17 protein-coding genes are annotated in these 15,103 nt (G+C 37.5%); 1 reads left to right on the forward strand and 16 read right to left on the reverse strand.

The window, feature by feature from the left end:
• Positions 1 to 7: 7 nt before the first annotated feature.
• From hbs to ACZ5XR_RS19000, 7 genes are all read right to left on the reverse strand, one after another.
• Positions 8 to 280 (reverse strand): non-specific DNA-binding protein Hbs, encoded by a 273-nt coding sequence (gene hbs, locus ACZ5XR_RS18970; RefSeq protein WP_034676225.1) that lies wholly within the window; start codon positions 278 to 280, stop codon positions 8 to 10.
• Between the two features lie 352 nt (positions 281 to 632).
• On the reverse strand, positions 633 to 2,111 hold the full coding sequence (spoIVA, locus tag ACZ5XR_RS18975; RefSeq protein WP_464497910.1) for a stage IV sporulation protein A: 1,479 nt from the start codon (positions 2,109 to 2,111) through the stop codon (positions 633 to 635).
• Between the two features lie 354 nt (positions 2,112 to 2,465).
• Positions 2,466 to 3,182 (reverse strand): hypothetical protein, encoded by a 717-nt coding sequence (locus tag ACZ5XR_RS18980; protein WP_464497911.1) that lies wholly within the window; start codon positions 3,180 to 3,182, stop codon positions 2,466 to 2,468.
• 35 nt (positions 3,183 to 3,217) lie between these two features.
• A complete protein-coding gene (locus ACZ5XR_RS18985; protein WP_464497912.1) occupies positions 3,218 to 3,403 on the reverse strand; it encodes a DUF2768 domain-containing protein in 186 nt (61 codons plus the stop codon).
• 237 nt (positions 3,404 to 3,640) lie between these two features.
• Complete coding sequence (locus ACZ5XR_RS18990; protein ID WP_464497914.1) at positions 3,641 to 4,696, reverse strand: NAD(P)H-dependent glycerol-3-phosphate dehydrogenase; 1,056 nt, start codon at positions 4,694 to 4,696, stop codon at positions 3,641 to 3,643.
• 19 nt (positions 4,697 to 4,715) lie between these two features.
• Positions 4,716 to 6,026, reverse strand: a complete 1,311-nt coding sequence (der, locus tag ACZ5XR_RS18995) for a ribosome biogenesis GTPase Der (protein ID WP_464497915.1) — start codon at positions 6,024 to 6,026, stop codon at positions 4,716 to 4,718.
• Between the two features lie 173 nt (positions 6,027 to 6,199).
• Complete coding sequence (locus ACZ5XR_RS19000; protein WP_464497916.1) at positions 6,200 to 6,808, reverse strand: YphA family membrane protein; 609 nt, start codon at positions 6,806 to 6,808, stop codon at positions 6,200 to 6,202.
• Between the two features lie 109 nt (positions 6,809 to 6,917).
• Between ACZ5XR_RS19000 and ACZ5XR_RS19005 the strand changes: the two genes are divergently transcribed.
• Positions 6,918 to 7,061, forward strand: a complete 144-nt coding sequence (locus ACZ5XR_RS19005; RefSeq protein WP_464497917.1) for a YpzI family protein — start codon at positions 6,918 to 6,920, stop codon at positions 7,059 to 7,061.
• 40 nt (positions 7,062 to 7,101) lie between these two features.
• On the opposite strand, the gene fni is transcribed toward ACZ5XR_RS19005, so the two are convergent.
• From fni to ACZ5XR_RS19050, 9 genes are all read right to left on the reverse strand, one after another.
• The gene (fni, locus tag ACZ5XR_RS19010; RefSeq protein WP_464497919.1) at positions 7,102 to 8,163 is read right to left on the reverse strand and encodes a type 2 isopentenyl-diphosphate Delta-isomerase; all 1,062 of its coding nucleotides are present in this window, start codon (positions 8,161 to 8,163) and stop codon (positions 7,102 to 7,104) included.
• A gap of 12 nt (positions 8,164 to 8,175) precedes the next feature.
• Positions 8,176 to 9,315, reverse strand: a complete 1,140-nt coding sequence (gene rpsA, locus ACZ5XR_RS19015) for a 30S ribosomal protein S1 (RefSeq protein WP_464497920.1) — start codon at positions 9,313 to 9,315, stop codon at positions 8,176 to 8,178.
• 163 nt (positions 9,316 to 9,478) lie between these two features.
• A complete protein-coding gene (locus ACZ5XR_RS19020; RefSeq protein ID WP_464497922.1) occupies positions 9,479 to 10,060 on the reverse strand; it encodes a lysophospholipid acyltransferase family protein in 582 nt (193 codons plus the stop codon).
• A gap of 2 nt (positions 10,061 to 10,062) precedes the next feature.
• Complete coding sequence (cmk, locus tag ACZ5XR_RS19025; RefSeq protein ID WP_464497924.1) at positions 10,063 to 10,740, reverse strand: (d)CMP kinase; 678 nt, start codon at positions 10,738 to 10,740, stop codon at positions 10,063 to 10,065.
• Positions 10,741 to 10,874: 134 nt separating this feature from the next.
• Complete coding sequence (locus ACZ5XR_RS19030) at positions 10,875 to 11,054, reverse strand: DUF5359 family protein (RefSeq protein WP_464497925.1); 180 nt, start codon at positions 11,052 to 11,054, stop codon at positions 10,875 to 10,877.
• An 89-nt stretch (positions 11,055 to 11,143) separates the two neighbouring features.
• Positions 11,144 to 12,493: a germination protein YpeB gene (gene ypeB, locus ACZ5XR_RS19035; protein ID WP_464497927.1), complete on the reverse strand. Its 1,350-nt coding sequence runs from the start codon at positions 12,491 to 12,493 to the stop codon at positions 11,144 to 11,146.
• A 13-nt stretch (positions 12,494 to 12,506) separates the two neighbouring features.
• Entirely contained in the window at positions 12,507 to 13,208 is a 702-nt protein-coding gene (gene sleB, locus ACZ5XR_RS19040) for a spore cortex-lytic enzyme (protein WP_464502375.1), read from the reverse strand.
• A 138-nt stretch (positions 13,209 to 13,346) separates the two neighbouring features.
• The gene (gene prsW / locus ACZ5XR_RS19045; protein ID WP_464497928.1) at positions 13,347 to 14,036 is read right to left on the reverse strand and encodes a glutamic-type intramembrane protease PrsW; all 690 of its coding nucleotides are present in this window, start codon (positions 14,034 to 14,036) and stop codon (positions 13,347 to 13,349) included.
• A gap of 69 nt (positions 14,037 to 14,105) precedes the next feature.
• The gene (locus ACZ5XR_RS19050) at positions 14,106 to 15,077 is read right to left on the reverse strand and encodes a YpdA family putative bacillithiol disulfide reductase (RefSeq protein WP_464497929.1); all 972 of its coding nucleotides are present in this window, start codon (positions 15,075 to 15,077) and stop codon (positions 14,106 to 14,108) included.
• Positions 15,078 to 15,103: the final 26 nt, after the last annotated feature.

A 15,103-nucleotide genomic window follows, 5' to 3' on the forward strand; every position in this document is an offset into this window, starting at 1 on the left:
TATGTAATTATTTCACCGCATCTTTAAGCGCTTTACCTGGTTTGAAAGCAGGAACTTTGCTAGCTCCAATTTCAATTTCTTCACCAGTTTGTGGATTACGTCCTTTACGAGCTGCACGTTCGCGAACTTCGAAATTACCAAAACCGATTAATTGAACTTTATCACCATTTTTTAAAGCATCTAAAATTGAATCAAAAACAGCATCAACTGCTTTTGTAGCATCTTTTTTAGAAAGCTCACTTGCTTCTGCTACTGCATTAATTAGTTCTGTCTTGTTCATGCCATTCACCTCCTCCCAAAGAAACTAATCAAAAACTTGTAAATAAGATTACTTATCTACATTTCTAAACAATTTTTCAAAATTCTATACATAATAACAGTGTTTTATTACCAAATTAATCTTATCTGACTTTTCTTTGGACTTCAATCTATTTTTTCAAAAAAACCTTATAAAATAAAGGGTTTCAAGCGCTATTACGTAATTCTGTTAAAAGATTATCATAATCATTTAAGCATATCAAGAAAAATTCATGAAATAATGGTAAACTTTTCTTTAAAACAACAAAATTCTACTTTTTTCACTTACAAATTTCTACAAATGCAAAAAAGACCCCTATTCGGAGTCCTCTTGATTAAAGGATTATGGCAATTAAACCGCCTGATCCCTCATTGATAATTCTCTCTAATGTTTCCTTTAGCTTATATCTGGCATTCTCAGGCATTAAGGATAACTTTGCTTGAATTCCTTCACGGACAATGGAACTTAAAGAACGGCCGAAGATATCTGAATTCCAAATGGAAAGCGGATCATCCTCAAAATCCTGCATTAAGTACCTGACCAGCTCCTCACTTTGTTTTTCTGTTCCAATAATTGGAGCAAACTCAGATTCGACATCGACTTTAATCATATGAATCGATGGTGCCACAGCTCTTAATCTTACACCAAACCGTGCACCCTGACGGATGATTTCCGGCTCTTCAAGACTCATATCCGCGAGTGATGGCGATGCGATACCATAGCCTGTTTGTTTCACCATTTTTAAGGCATCTGCAATATGATCATACTCGGCTTTCGCATGAGCAAAATCCTGCATTAATTCAAGAAGATGGTCTTTCCCCCTAATTTCTACACCCACAATTTCTTTTAAAATATCATCATATAATTCATCTGGAGCAAACAAATCAATTTCGGCAATTCCCTGCCCCATTTCGATTCCAGCTAATCCTGCGCGATCAATGAAATCATAATCGCTGAATTGCTGAACCACTCTGTCAACATCTCTAAGTCTCTTAATATCTTTAACTGTTTCTTTAACCGCTTCCTGATAGCTTTCACGAAGCCAGTGATTCTCTCTTAACACCATAACCCAGCTTGGCAGGTTTACGTTCACTTCAAGTACAGGGAATTCGTATAAAGCTTCACGAAGAACATTTAGGACATCGCTGTCTCTCATGCTTTCCACGCTCATCGCAATAACCGGAATATCGTATTTGTCTGCCAAGCTTGATCTAAGCGTTTCTGTTGCTGGATGATAAGGCTGCGCACTGTTAACGACCATTATAAATGGTTTGCCAACTTCTTTAAGCTCCTCAATAACTCTTTCTTCTGCCTCAATATAATTACTTCTAGGGATTTCACCTATCGTTCCATCAGTTGTGACCACCACACCAATGGTGGAGTGCTCTTGTATGACCTTTCTTGTGCCGATTTCAGCAGCTTCGTGAAATGGAATAGGCTCCTCATACCAAGGTGTGTTAATCATTCGAGGCCCATTTTCATCCTCATAGCCCTTAGCGCCTGGAACAGTATATCCTACACAGTCAACCAGTCGGATATTGACATTTAACCCCTCGTCAACGTGTACGGTAGCCGCCTGGTTTGGTACGAACTTCGGTTCAGTCGTCATGATCGTTTTCCCTGCAGCACTTTGAGGCAGCTCATCCTGTGCCCGGCTTCTTTCTGCCTCGCTGTTTATATTCGGTAAAACAACTAGCTCCATGAATTTTTTAATAAATGTTGATTTCCCTGTCCGTACCGCTCCAACGACTCCTAAATAAATATCACCGCCGGTTCTCTCGGCAATATCTTTAAAAATATCAACCTTTTCCAAATGATCCCCTCCCGATCATAGACTAAAAAGTGGGATAATAACATCCATCTAGGTATTTTTGGACAGTATATGTTTATGACGTTGTCCCATATTGTTATGACAATTTTTCTAAAAAATTTTTACCCCCTTATTTAAATTTATTTGTTTTGGTCAAGTATGTGTCATGTCTGAACGGTTTGGATCAATGAGGGTTTAAAGTAAACACTTCCTGTCAAACCTTATTGGAGTAAGACAGAAGCGATGTTGTCCTTTTAGTGATAGATTTATCTATCTTCATACAAAAAACCCTTCTCCTAAAATATATTTCACAGGAAAAGGGTTATGACTAATATATAAACGTTCATTTTTATCAACTTAATGTTTTACATCGAGAAATATTGGCTCATTTGTTTTTGGGTCTATTGTGTAGGGTAATGAGTATGCTGGTACAAACATTGAATTTTTCACAAGAATATCGCGAATATCCTGCCCCGGTTTAAATTTTTGTTTTGTTTTCTTTAATGCTTGGTACAGGTCTGCGCGATAATCTACATAAACTTCCGCATTCCCGGTTATTACCAATGGGAGATTTTGATTGGTAAAAGGACTCGTAACATATGGCGGTTGATCTAAGCCTAATTGTTTGTAGTCAAGGGTATATACATCGTTGGCGATACTTTTTTTATAAGGCGGATAGCCTTTTGTTTTAATTCTTAAATTAATGTCCCGAATCGTATCAGTCATTCTCAAATCCAACAGCTTAACGGTAGGTTTTGTTTCAACATCAACAAGAACATACTGAAAAACACCGCCGCTTTCAAATGCGTTAGCAGGTGGGTCGGCAAGATATTTCGGCGTAATCTTTTTAAAATCAATCGGATATTTTTGATAGATGGGGGTATCAGCCTCTTTGGTTTGTATCGGTAGAATTCCCCCATTATCCTTTCGAAAAGAATTTACCGCTGTTTGAACAGCCTGGATTTGGTCTTTATAAGGAATTTGATCCTTTGCAAAGTTTTCCTGGGGATACATGCATCCTGATAACAGGATCGCTGTTAGAGCAAGCAGAAAGCCGAGTGCTTTTAATTTCATAAAATCACCTTTAAATTATGTAGTAATGACCGTTTTTAAGTGAAGAAAACGATAAGTAATGTAATTCCGGCAATGATCATAAAGAGATAGGCAAATATAGCAGTGATCAGCTTTAAGATTCCTTTTAATTTAAAACGACTAAAATAAATTGTAATAATGGCCAAAAACATTAAACCCATTCCAGCAACCGATATCCACATCTTTAACATAGCTGGTGACAAAAATGATTCCTCCTCTTTTTCCGAAAGTAATTATAACACAGTCATAATCGTTCTAAAAATGAAAATCCCATAAAAAAACTGAAGTAAAGAGGGGCGAATTCTTTACTTCAGCCTTGAGAGACTAAAAATAACCCATTCTCCAGCTTCATACTACCATTGTGCTTCGTTGCATTGTATGCTGACTAGGTAAAAAGCGTATCATCTAACGCCCATTTTTTAAGACGAAAAAGCACATTTTTAGTTTTCGATATATCTTTCGTCTAAAATATTCGTCAAATCTTCCATTTCGTGTTTTTTTCCTCGTCCCATTAAGAGATCAACGGAGTCCTTTGCGCTTTTCCCATTAAACAAGACATCATAAAGAGCAAAGGTAATTGGCATCACCACATCAAACCTTTGGGCCAGCTGGTAGGCAGCTTTCGTCGTTCTGACCCCTTCAACAACCATCCCAATCGTGCCAAGTACTTCATCGAGTGTTTTCCCTTTACCCAAAAGATTTCCAGCTCTCCAATTTCTAGAATGAACACTTGTACAGGTTGCAATTAAATCACCAATCCCGGCTAAACCAGAAAAGGTTAAAGGGTTCGCGCCCATCTTCGTGCCAAGCCGGGCAATCTCGGCTAATCCTCTTGTAATTAATGCAGCTTTGGCATTATCTCCATAGCCGAGTCCGTCCGTAATACCAGCTGCCAATGCAATGATATTCTTTAAGGCGCCGCCAATTTCAACACCGATCACATCGGGATTTGTATAGACCCGAAAATTATTATTGATAAATAAATCTTGAATCTTCCCCGCTGCTTCCATGTTTTCGGAAGATACCGTTACAGTGGTAGGGTGACGTAAGACTACTTCTTCGGCATGGCTTGGGCCAGAAAGAACCACCACATCCTTTAATAGCTCTTTTGGCATTTCTTCTGTAATCATTTCCGTAATTCTCATTAGAGAGCCAGGTTCGATTCCTTTACTTACATGAGCAATCGTTAAGGGTTCCACCGTTACAGCAGCCATTTTCCCGATTACCTCACGGATCGCCTTTGTCGGAACAGCTAAAATGACCGTTTCCACTCCTGATAAAGAATCGTTCAAGGATGCATAGCCTTTAATCAATTCAGGCAGGACAATTTCGGGCAAATATTTTTTGTTTGTATGAAATTGATTGATTTCAGCTACTTGGTTTTCATTATGACTCCATAAACGGACAGGATGACCATTGTCTGCCAATACCATTGCCAGAGCAGTCCCCCAGCTTCCTGCACCAATGACAGCAATCGCTTCTTTATTGTCCTCCATTTCTTACACCCACTTTTTCTTATTTTCTTTCTCTGGCAAAAATTTTAATTGGGGTTCCTTCAAATCCAAAAGCATCTCTAATTCTGTTTTCCAAAAAGCGTTCATATGAGAAATGAAGCAGCTCTGGTTCGTTTACAAAGATGACAAAGGTAGGAGGCTTGACGGCAACCTGTGTTGCATAATAGATTTTTAATCGTTTTCCTTTATCTGTAGGTGTTGGATTCATTGCAACAGCATCCATAATAATATCATTTAATACACTTGTTTCTACCCGCATTGAATGATTTTCGCTTGCCGTATTAATCATCGGAAGGAGTGTATGGATTCGTTTCCTTGTTTTTGCTGATAAAAAGACAATTGGAGCATAGCTTAGGAATAAGAAATGATCTCGAATCTTTTGTTCTAATTCCTTCATCGTCTTTTCATCTTTTTCAACTGCATCCCATTTATTGACTACGATGACTACAGCTCGTCCCGCTTCATGTGCATAACCAGCAATTTTCTTATCCTGTTCAATAATTCCCTCTTCTGCATTAATCACAACAAGGACGACATCAGACCTTTCGATTGCTCTTAATGCACGAAGGACACTATATTTTTCAGTGGTCTCATAAACCTTCCCTTTTTTCCTCATTCCGGCCGTATCAATAATGACATATTTTTGACCGTTATACGTATATGGTGAATCCACAGCATCCCTTGTTGTTCCGGCAATATCGCTCACAATAACACGCTCTTCACCTAAGATCGCATTGACCAAAGACGATTTCCCCACATTCGGGCGGCCGATTAAAGAAAATTTTATGACATCTTCTTCGTAATCTGCCTGCTTGTTTTTTGGAAAATGTTTTGCGGCTTCATCCAATAAATCTCCAAGACCTAGACCATGGGATCCTGAAACAGGAATTGGCTCCCCAAAGCCTAAGGAATAAAAATCATAAATTTGTTCGCGCATCTCAGGGTTATCAATTTTATTTACCCCTAATACAATCGGTTTTTTGGACTTATAAAGGATTTTTGCCACTTCCTCATCTGCAGCAGTAACTCCTTCCCGCCCATTTGTTAAGAAAATAATGACATCCGCTTCATCGATTGCGACTTCCGCCTGCTGGCGGATTTGCTCTAAAAATGGCTCATCTCCAATATCAATACCACCGGTATCAATAACATTAAAATCGTGTGTCAGCCATTCTCCTGAACTATAAATACGATCTCGTGTAACTCCTGGAATATCCTCCACAATGGAAACTCGTTCACCAACAATTCGGTTAAAAATAGTGGATTTCCCAACATTGGGACGTCCAACAATGGCTATAACAGGTTTTACCATTATCATCGCCATCCTTTCTTTCTTCTATTGAACAATCATTCGTTATGTTTTATCCTAAAGCAAATATTACGCTAATGATAAAGAAACCCTTCTATTGCAAAGAAGGGCCTAACTTTATTAGTTTAACAAATGTTAATCCTTTCCCGCAATGGTAACCTAAACAAGGATGGTTATCATGAAGATTTTTGTTTTGCTTTTTCGCTAAAATGAAAATGATTTTGAAATATTATACCGGCATTTTCAAAACAGCTCCATCCTACAAGCAAGGCTGACATTAAGGATAGGACATCCAAATATTCAAACCCTCCGATTGAATAAGGGAATTGATATTTATTTAAAATATAAGCATAAAGGATCTCACCTTGCATTGTACCACTTAAGATGATAAATAATCTCCCTTTTAATGTTTTTTGCAGGAGTATTGCTAAATATCCTAAAAAAATACTTATCATCCACTGTTTGTTCATGATAATCCATACAGGATCATAAATTTCAAACAAATGAAACGTAACATAACTAATAGAAACAATAAATGAACTAATAAAAAAGTAAAGGATGGTTCCCAGCTTCTCTCTGCTTATTAGGTAATAGGTGACCATCAATAAAAAAAATCCACCTGCGTAAAGCTGGCTATTCCCCAAGCTGTAATGGAATTCTGAAAGAAAAATGTCAGTAAGTATGAATACAGATAATTTCAATCGATATGGATTCTCTCTATTCAGAAAAAACGTTAAAAAAACCCAAAATAACCAAAAGATCCAATAGTACGTTGTACCTTCCAACCTCATCCACCTCCTATTGTCTACATTATTGGTTATCTCTATGTATTTTCATACCCACCTGTATAATCTTTACTGGATTACTCATCTTATTAGTAGGAGGTGTGGAGAATTGGGTAAAGATCGTCAAGAAAAAAAATTAAAAGCTTCAAGGAGAGTCGAGTCTGACAGGGACCAGGCACTGCACTATCCGGGGGCCACAAAGCTGCAAAGCCCTGAAGAGGCAAGATCGATGAACGATGGGAAGTATGATTAAGGGATAAATGATTAAAAGCTCTCGCAAACGGCGAGAGCTTTTAATCATTTATTCTTCGCTGACTATATTTCTTTGTATCGATTCCCCTTTGGTTTAACCAATGAAAGGTATTACCGGAAATCATGATGGGGGCCTTTTTTAAATCAGAGATAGATTTTGCCCCAAGTGCAGTCATAATCAATACTAAATCACGCTGTAAATTCACTATTTCAGCATGCAGGGATTCTGAACCAGACTTAATGAGGGTCTGGATAAAATGCCCGGCAATGCCAACCGCATTTGCACCTAGTGCCAGTGCTTTTGCTATATCAAGTGATGTTCTAATACCGCCAGAACCAATAACAGAAATACCCTTTTTGCTGGAAGCTGCCTCTATGATTGAAATGGCCGTAGGTATTCCCCACTGATTAAAAAAGGGAAGTGAATGATTATTACGTTTATTTTCAATTTCTGCAAAATTTGTACCACCAAATCCGCCAACATCTACCGCCTTAACACCAACCTTAGAAAGTGCTGCAACAGTCTCCATCGACATCCCAAAGCCGACCTCTTTAACAAATACAGGTACTTTAACTGCCTTTACTATGGCTTCAATTCTTCTTAACGCACCTGCAAAATCTCGATCCCCTTCAGGCATGGTCAGTTCTTGAATCACATTTAAATGAATTTGCAGAATGTTCGCCTCAATCATGTCAATTGCTTCTATTGCCTGATCGGCAGTGGCTTCACTCCCTAAATTTGCAATAAGAATACCGGATGGATTCTCTTTGCGAACCACCTCATACGTATAACGCTCTTGTTTATCTTTAATTGCGGACATTTGGGAGCCGACCGCCATCGCAATGCCTGTTTTACAGGCAACATTGGCAAGCTCTTTATTTATTTGATACGTTTTTTCACCACCGCCGCCAGTCATGGCATTGATAAAAATTGGCGAACTTAAGAGAAGTTCGCCAATAAAATGGTCTATTCGAACATTGGACACGCTGATATCCGGTAGGCTCTGGTGAATAAAATGTATATCTTCAAATCCTGCTGAACGATCATGCCTTTTATCAAGCGAATAGCGAATGTGGTCCCATTTTCGTTCAAATCTAGACACGGAAAATCACCATTATTTTCTTAGATTCTTTAATTTTTCTCCAATTACTTCACCAAGCTGAAAGCCTTTTGACTCTTCAGGGAGCTCATAATCGAGATTTTCTTCAGCCTCTTTTTCAAGAAGCTCTTTAATACTTAAAGACAGACGCTGTTCTTGTTCATTTGCATCAAGAACCTTTACCTTCACCAACTGACCTTCTTTTAACACTTCATGTGGTGTTCCAATATGCTTATGAGCAATTTGCGAAATATGAACAAGACCTTCAACGCCTGGGAGTACTTCAACAAACGCACCATAGGAAACCAATCTTTTTACAGTACCTTCCAGTACGCTTCCTTTTGGAGCTTTCTCCGAAATATTTGCCCAAGGTCCAGGAAGCGTTTCTTTAATAGATAAAGAAATACGTTCGTTATCACGGTCAACATTTAATACCTTCACTTGAACAGTTTGACCTTCTTGAACAACATCAGTCGGTTTTTCTACATGTTTATATGACAGTTGAGAAATATGAACAAGACCATCTATACCGCCAATATCAACAAAGGCACCAAAATCAGTGATTCTTTGAACAGTACCAGTGATTACTTGTCCTACATGGATGGTGTCAAGAAGATTGCGTTTTTTCTTACCCTTTTCTTCTTCCACAACTGCGCGATGGGACAATATTAATCGATTTTTATCCTTATCTAATTCAACAATTTTCAAAGTCAATTCCTTGCCCTTGTAATCAGAGAAATCTTCCACGAAGAAGGCTTCTACCAGGGAAGCCGGGACAAATCCCCGAACGCCAAGGTCTACAACAAGACCGCCTTTAACAACATCCTTGACTTCTGTTTCAAAAACCTCGCCATTTTGGAATTGTTTCTCTAATTTTTCCCAAGCTTTTTCAGCATCCACTTTTCTTTTTGAAAGAATTAATGCATCGTCTTCAACTTTTAAGACTTCAAGTTCCAGTTCATCACCTTCTGACACTACATCAGAGGCTTTTTCAATATGAAGGCTGGAAAGCTCACTAATTGGTATAATTCCATCAAGTTTGCTTTCTGGAAGGTTAACCAACACCTGTTTTTCCTCTACTTTTGTAATTTGCCCTTTAATTTTATCCCCAACTTCAAAACTCTTTACTTCTACTTGATTCATTTCTTCCGACATATGTATTCCTCCTTAATCCATTTACTGCAAAATCTATATATGATGCGGTGTATGCTCCACATCCACCCCATATAAAAGCATTTTTTAAAATCCTTAAGAATATTCAAATAAAATTTCTCTTTTATTTAACTTCTTACAAATGGCCTGTTTTGTCAAGTAGAAGCTATCGATGTTCTTTAATAAGTTTATGAATTTCCGACATAATTAATTCAGTAACTTCTTCCGCAGAGGCTTTATTCTTTCGGTACTCTTCCATTTCGATTGGCTTTCCATAAACGACTTTTAATTTACGAAAACTTTTGTATGGACCTATTACTGCACATGGAACCACCTGGGCATCAGATCTTAAAGCGAAAAATCCTGCTCCTGAAAGCCCTTTGCCCAATTCGCCAGTTTTACTTCTGTGTCCTTCAGGAAATAGACCGAAAATTCCTCCGTCTTTTAAAATCTTTAAACCTGTTCTAAGCGCCTCCCGGTCGCTGAATCCTCTTTTTACCGGAAAGGCATTGCATTTTCTAACAATATTACCTAGAACAGGAACCTTGAAGAGTTCTTCCTTTGCCATGTAATGAATGGGCCTTGGCAGCATAATTCCTACAACAATTGGGTCAAAATTATGAATATGGTTGGAACAAAGCAATACTCCATTTTCCTTCGGAATATTCTCCACACCAATTGCTTCAATTCTGAACCATGGTTTAAAGATGCCATAGGTAACTGATTTTGCAAAATCAAAAAACGTCAAACTTAACCAATCCTTTCGTGTACGAGCAGCATAATTTTTTCGACAACTTCAGGAATGGTCAAGGATGTGGTGTCAATTTCAGTTGCATCATCGGCCTTTTTCAATGGTGCAACTTCTCGCTCAGAATCGATTTTATCTCTAGCAGCAATTTCTTCTTTTAATTGTTCTAAATCAGATGGGAACCCCTTTTGAAGGTTTTCTGTATGTCTTCTTACAGCCCTTTCTTCAACACTTGCCCGTAGAAATACTTTTACTTCTGCATCAGGTAATACGTGAGTTCCGATATCACGTCCATCCATCACAACGCCGCCGTTTTCGGCAAATGCTTGCTGACGCTTAACCATTTCTTCCCGGACTTTTTGATGTATAGCGACATAAGAAACTGAATTCGTTACTTTTGATGTTCGTATCTCATTGGTTACATCGGAATGATCAATAAAAACTAATTGACCATTTTCCGATGGCTGAAGTTCGATTTCAATTGATAGTAAACAATCCATTAATGCTTCTTGATCATCAAGATTTATCATGTTATCAATTGCTTTATATGTTAAAGCTCGATACATTGCACCTGTATCTATGTAAATGTAAGATAATTTTTCCGCCACTATTTTTGCTACAGTACTTTTTCCGGCTGCAGCAGGACCATCAATGGCAATTGAAATTCTTTTTTTTTCCATAAATCCTCCTAGGAATGTCTTGAATGTCTTTTCTTCCTCTACTAATTATTTTACCATAAGTTAGCGAATAACCTCTTTTTTTTAACATTATAATATTTGATTTTCTTTTGCCTGCTTTTATAAAAGCATACTTGTTACCGCCTCATAAAAGTTTGTAATATATCAGTGTAGGTATTCTTATTTACACCTTCATATTTTGTCAATTGCTTCAATTGTGGAAAATAATCCATTTGATGAAAGAAAATTTGCGACAAGAAAAGAAAAATAAATTGGATGATAATAATCTTTATTAAGATTCTTTCTACTATTTTCATAAAATCACTCCAATTTCCAACCTATTCCTATTCTTTCAATAGTGAAATTTTTTATGCTGATAAAACAAAAGGAAAAGCGGCTGCTTTTCCTAAAGAACACTTTTATAGGTTGCTTCTGCATTTTTGAGCTTTTCTACTTCTTCTTCAATTCCATTCTTGGAATTAATGAAAATTCGGTACGTATCCTTTCCGATGGTTCCGAGGAATTCATAGCATAGCACTTCCTCATTCAGATCATTTAAAATAATTGCCTGCCGATTTTCTAAAACTTTAAAGTTTGGATTGATCTTTGACCGAGCCTGTTCCATTGTAATAGCAGGTTTTTGAATCGTTCGATCATGGTGGGTTTTTAAATATTCTTCTGCAGATACACCAACTACATCACCGTTATCAAGTGCTACTTTGACTTTTATTGATTCAGTATACACCCTTACATGATTGATGCTGGTTATAAAATTAAATACACCAATATTGTCATATTGCGTACTTTCAAACAATTCAAGATTTTTAAAGCCTGTTTCCTTAAGGAAGGAAGCTGCTCGAATGCTAGCAGCATTTAAGCTAATTGCTGTTTTTTTTATGTTACGGGTATTAATAAACCAAATAGGATATCCGCCTTTTTTTGTAACATCCATACTGGCTTCTTGGCCTGTTTGTTTATTTTTTATCGAAACACTATAGAAACCATAATCTGAACCTTTGCCATTTTCAGTCACTTTAACAATCGCGTTCCCATCAAACTTCATGTATTTTTTAGCTTCATTAATCGCGTCATTACGAGAAATAGTTCTGCCTTTTATTTTCTGGAAATTTTCATCCTTTTTTTGAAAGTTTGCAAAAGTTGTGCCTAAATCCGTTTCATCATAACCAGTAACCGTCTTTTCTACTGTTTTAAATCCATCTATGATTTGATTATCAGTATTTTCTTTTCCGGATGCCAGTGCTAATTCAACATCCATCCACCGCAGGTTATGTTTCAGGACCATCTTTTGAACATTACGCAATTCATTTTGAATTTGACCTGATTGTTTGTAAAGGACCTTTAAAGTATTATATTCCTGTTTTGATAGTGGGTTCTTGTCCAAATCTCTAACTGCCGTTTTATAACTAAAATTTCCGATATTTGCTAAAAATTCCTGTGTCTTATTAAAAGGTAGCAATGTTAACGGCAGCTGCCCAACGTCATTATGTGCTTCTGAAGTAATCCTCCACACCTCAACCAGGGAAGGTGACAGTGAGTTCCGTGAGTTCATAGCAAGGGTCGCCCCTATTTTATCGTGCAGCAAATCCATTTGATATGAAAGCCCATGAAATGCACGTTGATAGTTATTTTCTGCATTTAAAAGAACGGCATTTTTTTCTTGATGCTCCTGATAACCCCAATATGATATTCCTGCAACACCTAATGCGAGAACGCCGATTAATATTCCTCTTATCATATTGACACCTCCCTTATTTGCAAAAGATATGCTTTCCAATTTTTTTGATTTGCGGCCTGCTCCAAATCCACGGGCTGGTGGCTGTTGCAGGATTAAAATAATATAAAGCATTTCCGGAAGGATCCCAGCCATTGATTGCATCCAATACAGCTTTTTTAGCAGTATCATTTGGTGTCAGCCAAATTTGTCCGTCCGCTACAGCTGTAAAGGCTCCAGGCTGAAAAATCACACCTGATACCGTGTGTGGGAATTTTGAGCTGTTAAGTCGATTAAGTATCACTGCTGCTACAGCTACTTGACCAATATATGGTTCTCCCCTTGATTCACCATATACTGCATTTGAAATTAATTGGATGTCATTACTGGAAAAGCCATTAGGGACATTCTGAGCAGAAGTTGTTTTTTTGGCATTATTATTTGTCGCAGCTGTATTCGGAGCATTATTCGGGCTATAATTTTTAGTAGCCTTTACCAATTTATCTTTTGTTGTACCACCGGCCAACCCATCAATCGGCAGCCCAAATTCATTTTGGAAATTTCTCAATGCCCAATAGGTGCTCCATCCAAATACACCATCTGTATCCCCGTGGAAAAAGCCCAGAAATTTGAGCCTTCCCTGCAATTCTATGACATCATCTCCTACTGCTCCTTTTTGTATTACTTGGTCAGTAAAAGCCTGCGCCTTCTTCATTTCCAAAAACGAAAATGACATCATACAAAGTGAGATTAGTATGACAGCTTTCAGAAGGATTTTTTTCTTATTCATGAAATGGCAACCCCCAGATGTAAATCATTTTGACAATACACCTATTTTTTGTTTTTAAGGGAATTTTATTCTAAAAAAAACCATTCATTAGGAATGAATGGTTTTTTGAACAGGATAAGGTTTTTTTAGATGTTTCGCGCTTAAGATTTTTGCCATCTTTACCTTCTTTAAGCCGAACCACCATAGAAAAATCATAAAAGGAAAAATAATATAAACCCAATGCTCCTGCGTGAGGAGAATATAATCATAGGATCCGTGCAGGAGAAAAGGTATTAAAAGTGAAATGATAATCCATTTCAGTTTCCGCTCTTTCGTAAATTTTGCTTTTCCAAAATAAAACCCCATAATAACGCCAAACAGAGCGTGACTTGATACAGGGAGTAAGGCGCGTGCTACCGCATGTTCAATGCCATTGGCAACTAAATAAAAAACATTTTCAGTTGTAGCAAAACCAAGTGAAACGGCAACACCATAAACAATCCCATCAAAGGGTTCATCAAATTCCACATGCTGATAAATGGTATAAAAAAGAATAAACCATTTGAAAAATTCCTCCAAAAGACCCGAACTGATAAAGGCATCGATTAACCCCGATTTAATGATGTGTTCAGTATCAAGAACGTGCTGGATAAACATAATCGGGAATACAAGAAGAGCACCGTATAAAAATGTTTTAAGAACAACGGTAATCGGTTCAGAGTCATATTCATCTTTTAAATAAAAATAACTTAATAAGGCCAAACCGGGCGCAATTCCGGCTGTTAATATTCCCAGCATCAAGATCCTCTTTTCAATCAGTTTCCTTTATCGTATCACGTAACGAACAGATTGAAAACAGTTTTGAAACTACAGCCTTTTTTCTTTTGAGGCTATTGCATCCGCAATTTGCCCACCATGGAATCTGCCATTTTCAATAAAAATCTCATTCGCATTATTTCCTGCTGCAATCACCCCTGCAATATATATACCGTCAATATTTGTTTCCATTGACTCCGGATTAAAATAAGGTCTGCCAGTTTCTTCATCAATTTTAATTCCCATTTTTTTCAAAAAATGATGATCGGGATGGTAGCCTGTCATGGCAAAAACAAAATCATTCGCTAGAATTTCCTCTTGATTTTCCTTAACAAAAATTAGACTTTCTTCTGTTATCCTCTTAACATTTGCATTAAATTCCATTCGTATCACACCACCACGGACAAGTGAATCGAATTCAGGGAGAATCCACGGTTTAATACTTGGTGAATATTCACTTCCACGGTACAAAACAGTCACCCTTGCTCCAGCCTTTACAAGTTCAATCGCAGCATCAACACTTGAATTTTTTCCGCCAATTACACATACATCCTTATCAAAAAATGGATGTGCCTCTTTAAAATAATGAAATACCTTTGGTAAATCCTCTCCCGGAATATTTAAATAATTAGGATGATCATAATAACCTGTTGCGATCACGACATAAGGGGTTCGATACATTTTTTTATCGGTTTCCACTTGAAAACCATCTTCCGTTTTAATCACTTTCGTCACTGTTTCATATGGATTGATTCGCAAATGTTTTCTTTTAACAACTTCTCTGTAATAAACAAGGGCTTGGTTTCTTTGTGGCTTGTAGTTTTCCGTAATAAATGGGACCGAACCGATTTCTAATTTTTCACTGGTGCTAAAAAAGGTTTGATGGGTGGGATAATGATAAATGGCATTTACCACATTCCCTTTTTCAATGATAAGAGGGTTTTTGCCGATTTCCTTTAATGAAATAGCTGCAGCAAGGCCACATGGCCCGCCGCCCACGATAATAATATCTTCAGCTTGCATTATGTTAGCACTCCTTAACAGTAAAT

The organism is Neobacillus sp. Fa239 (assembly GCF_055395235.1).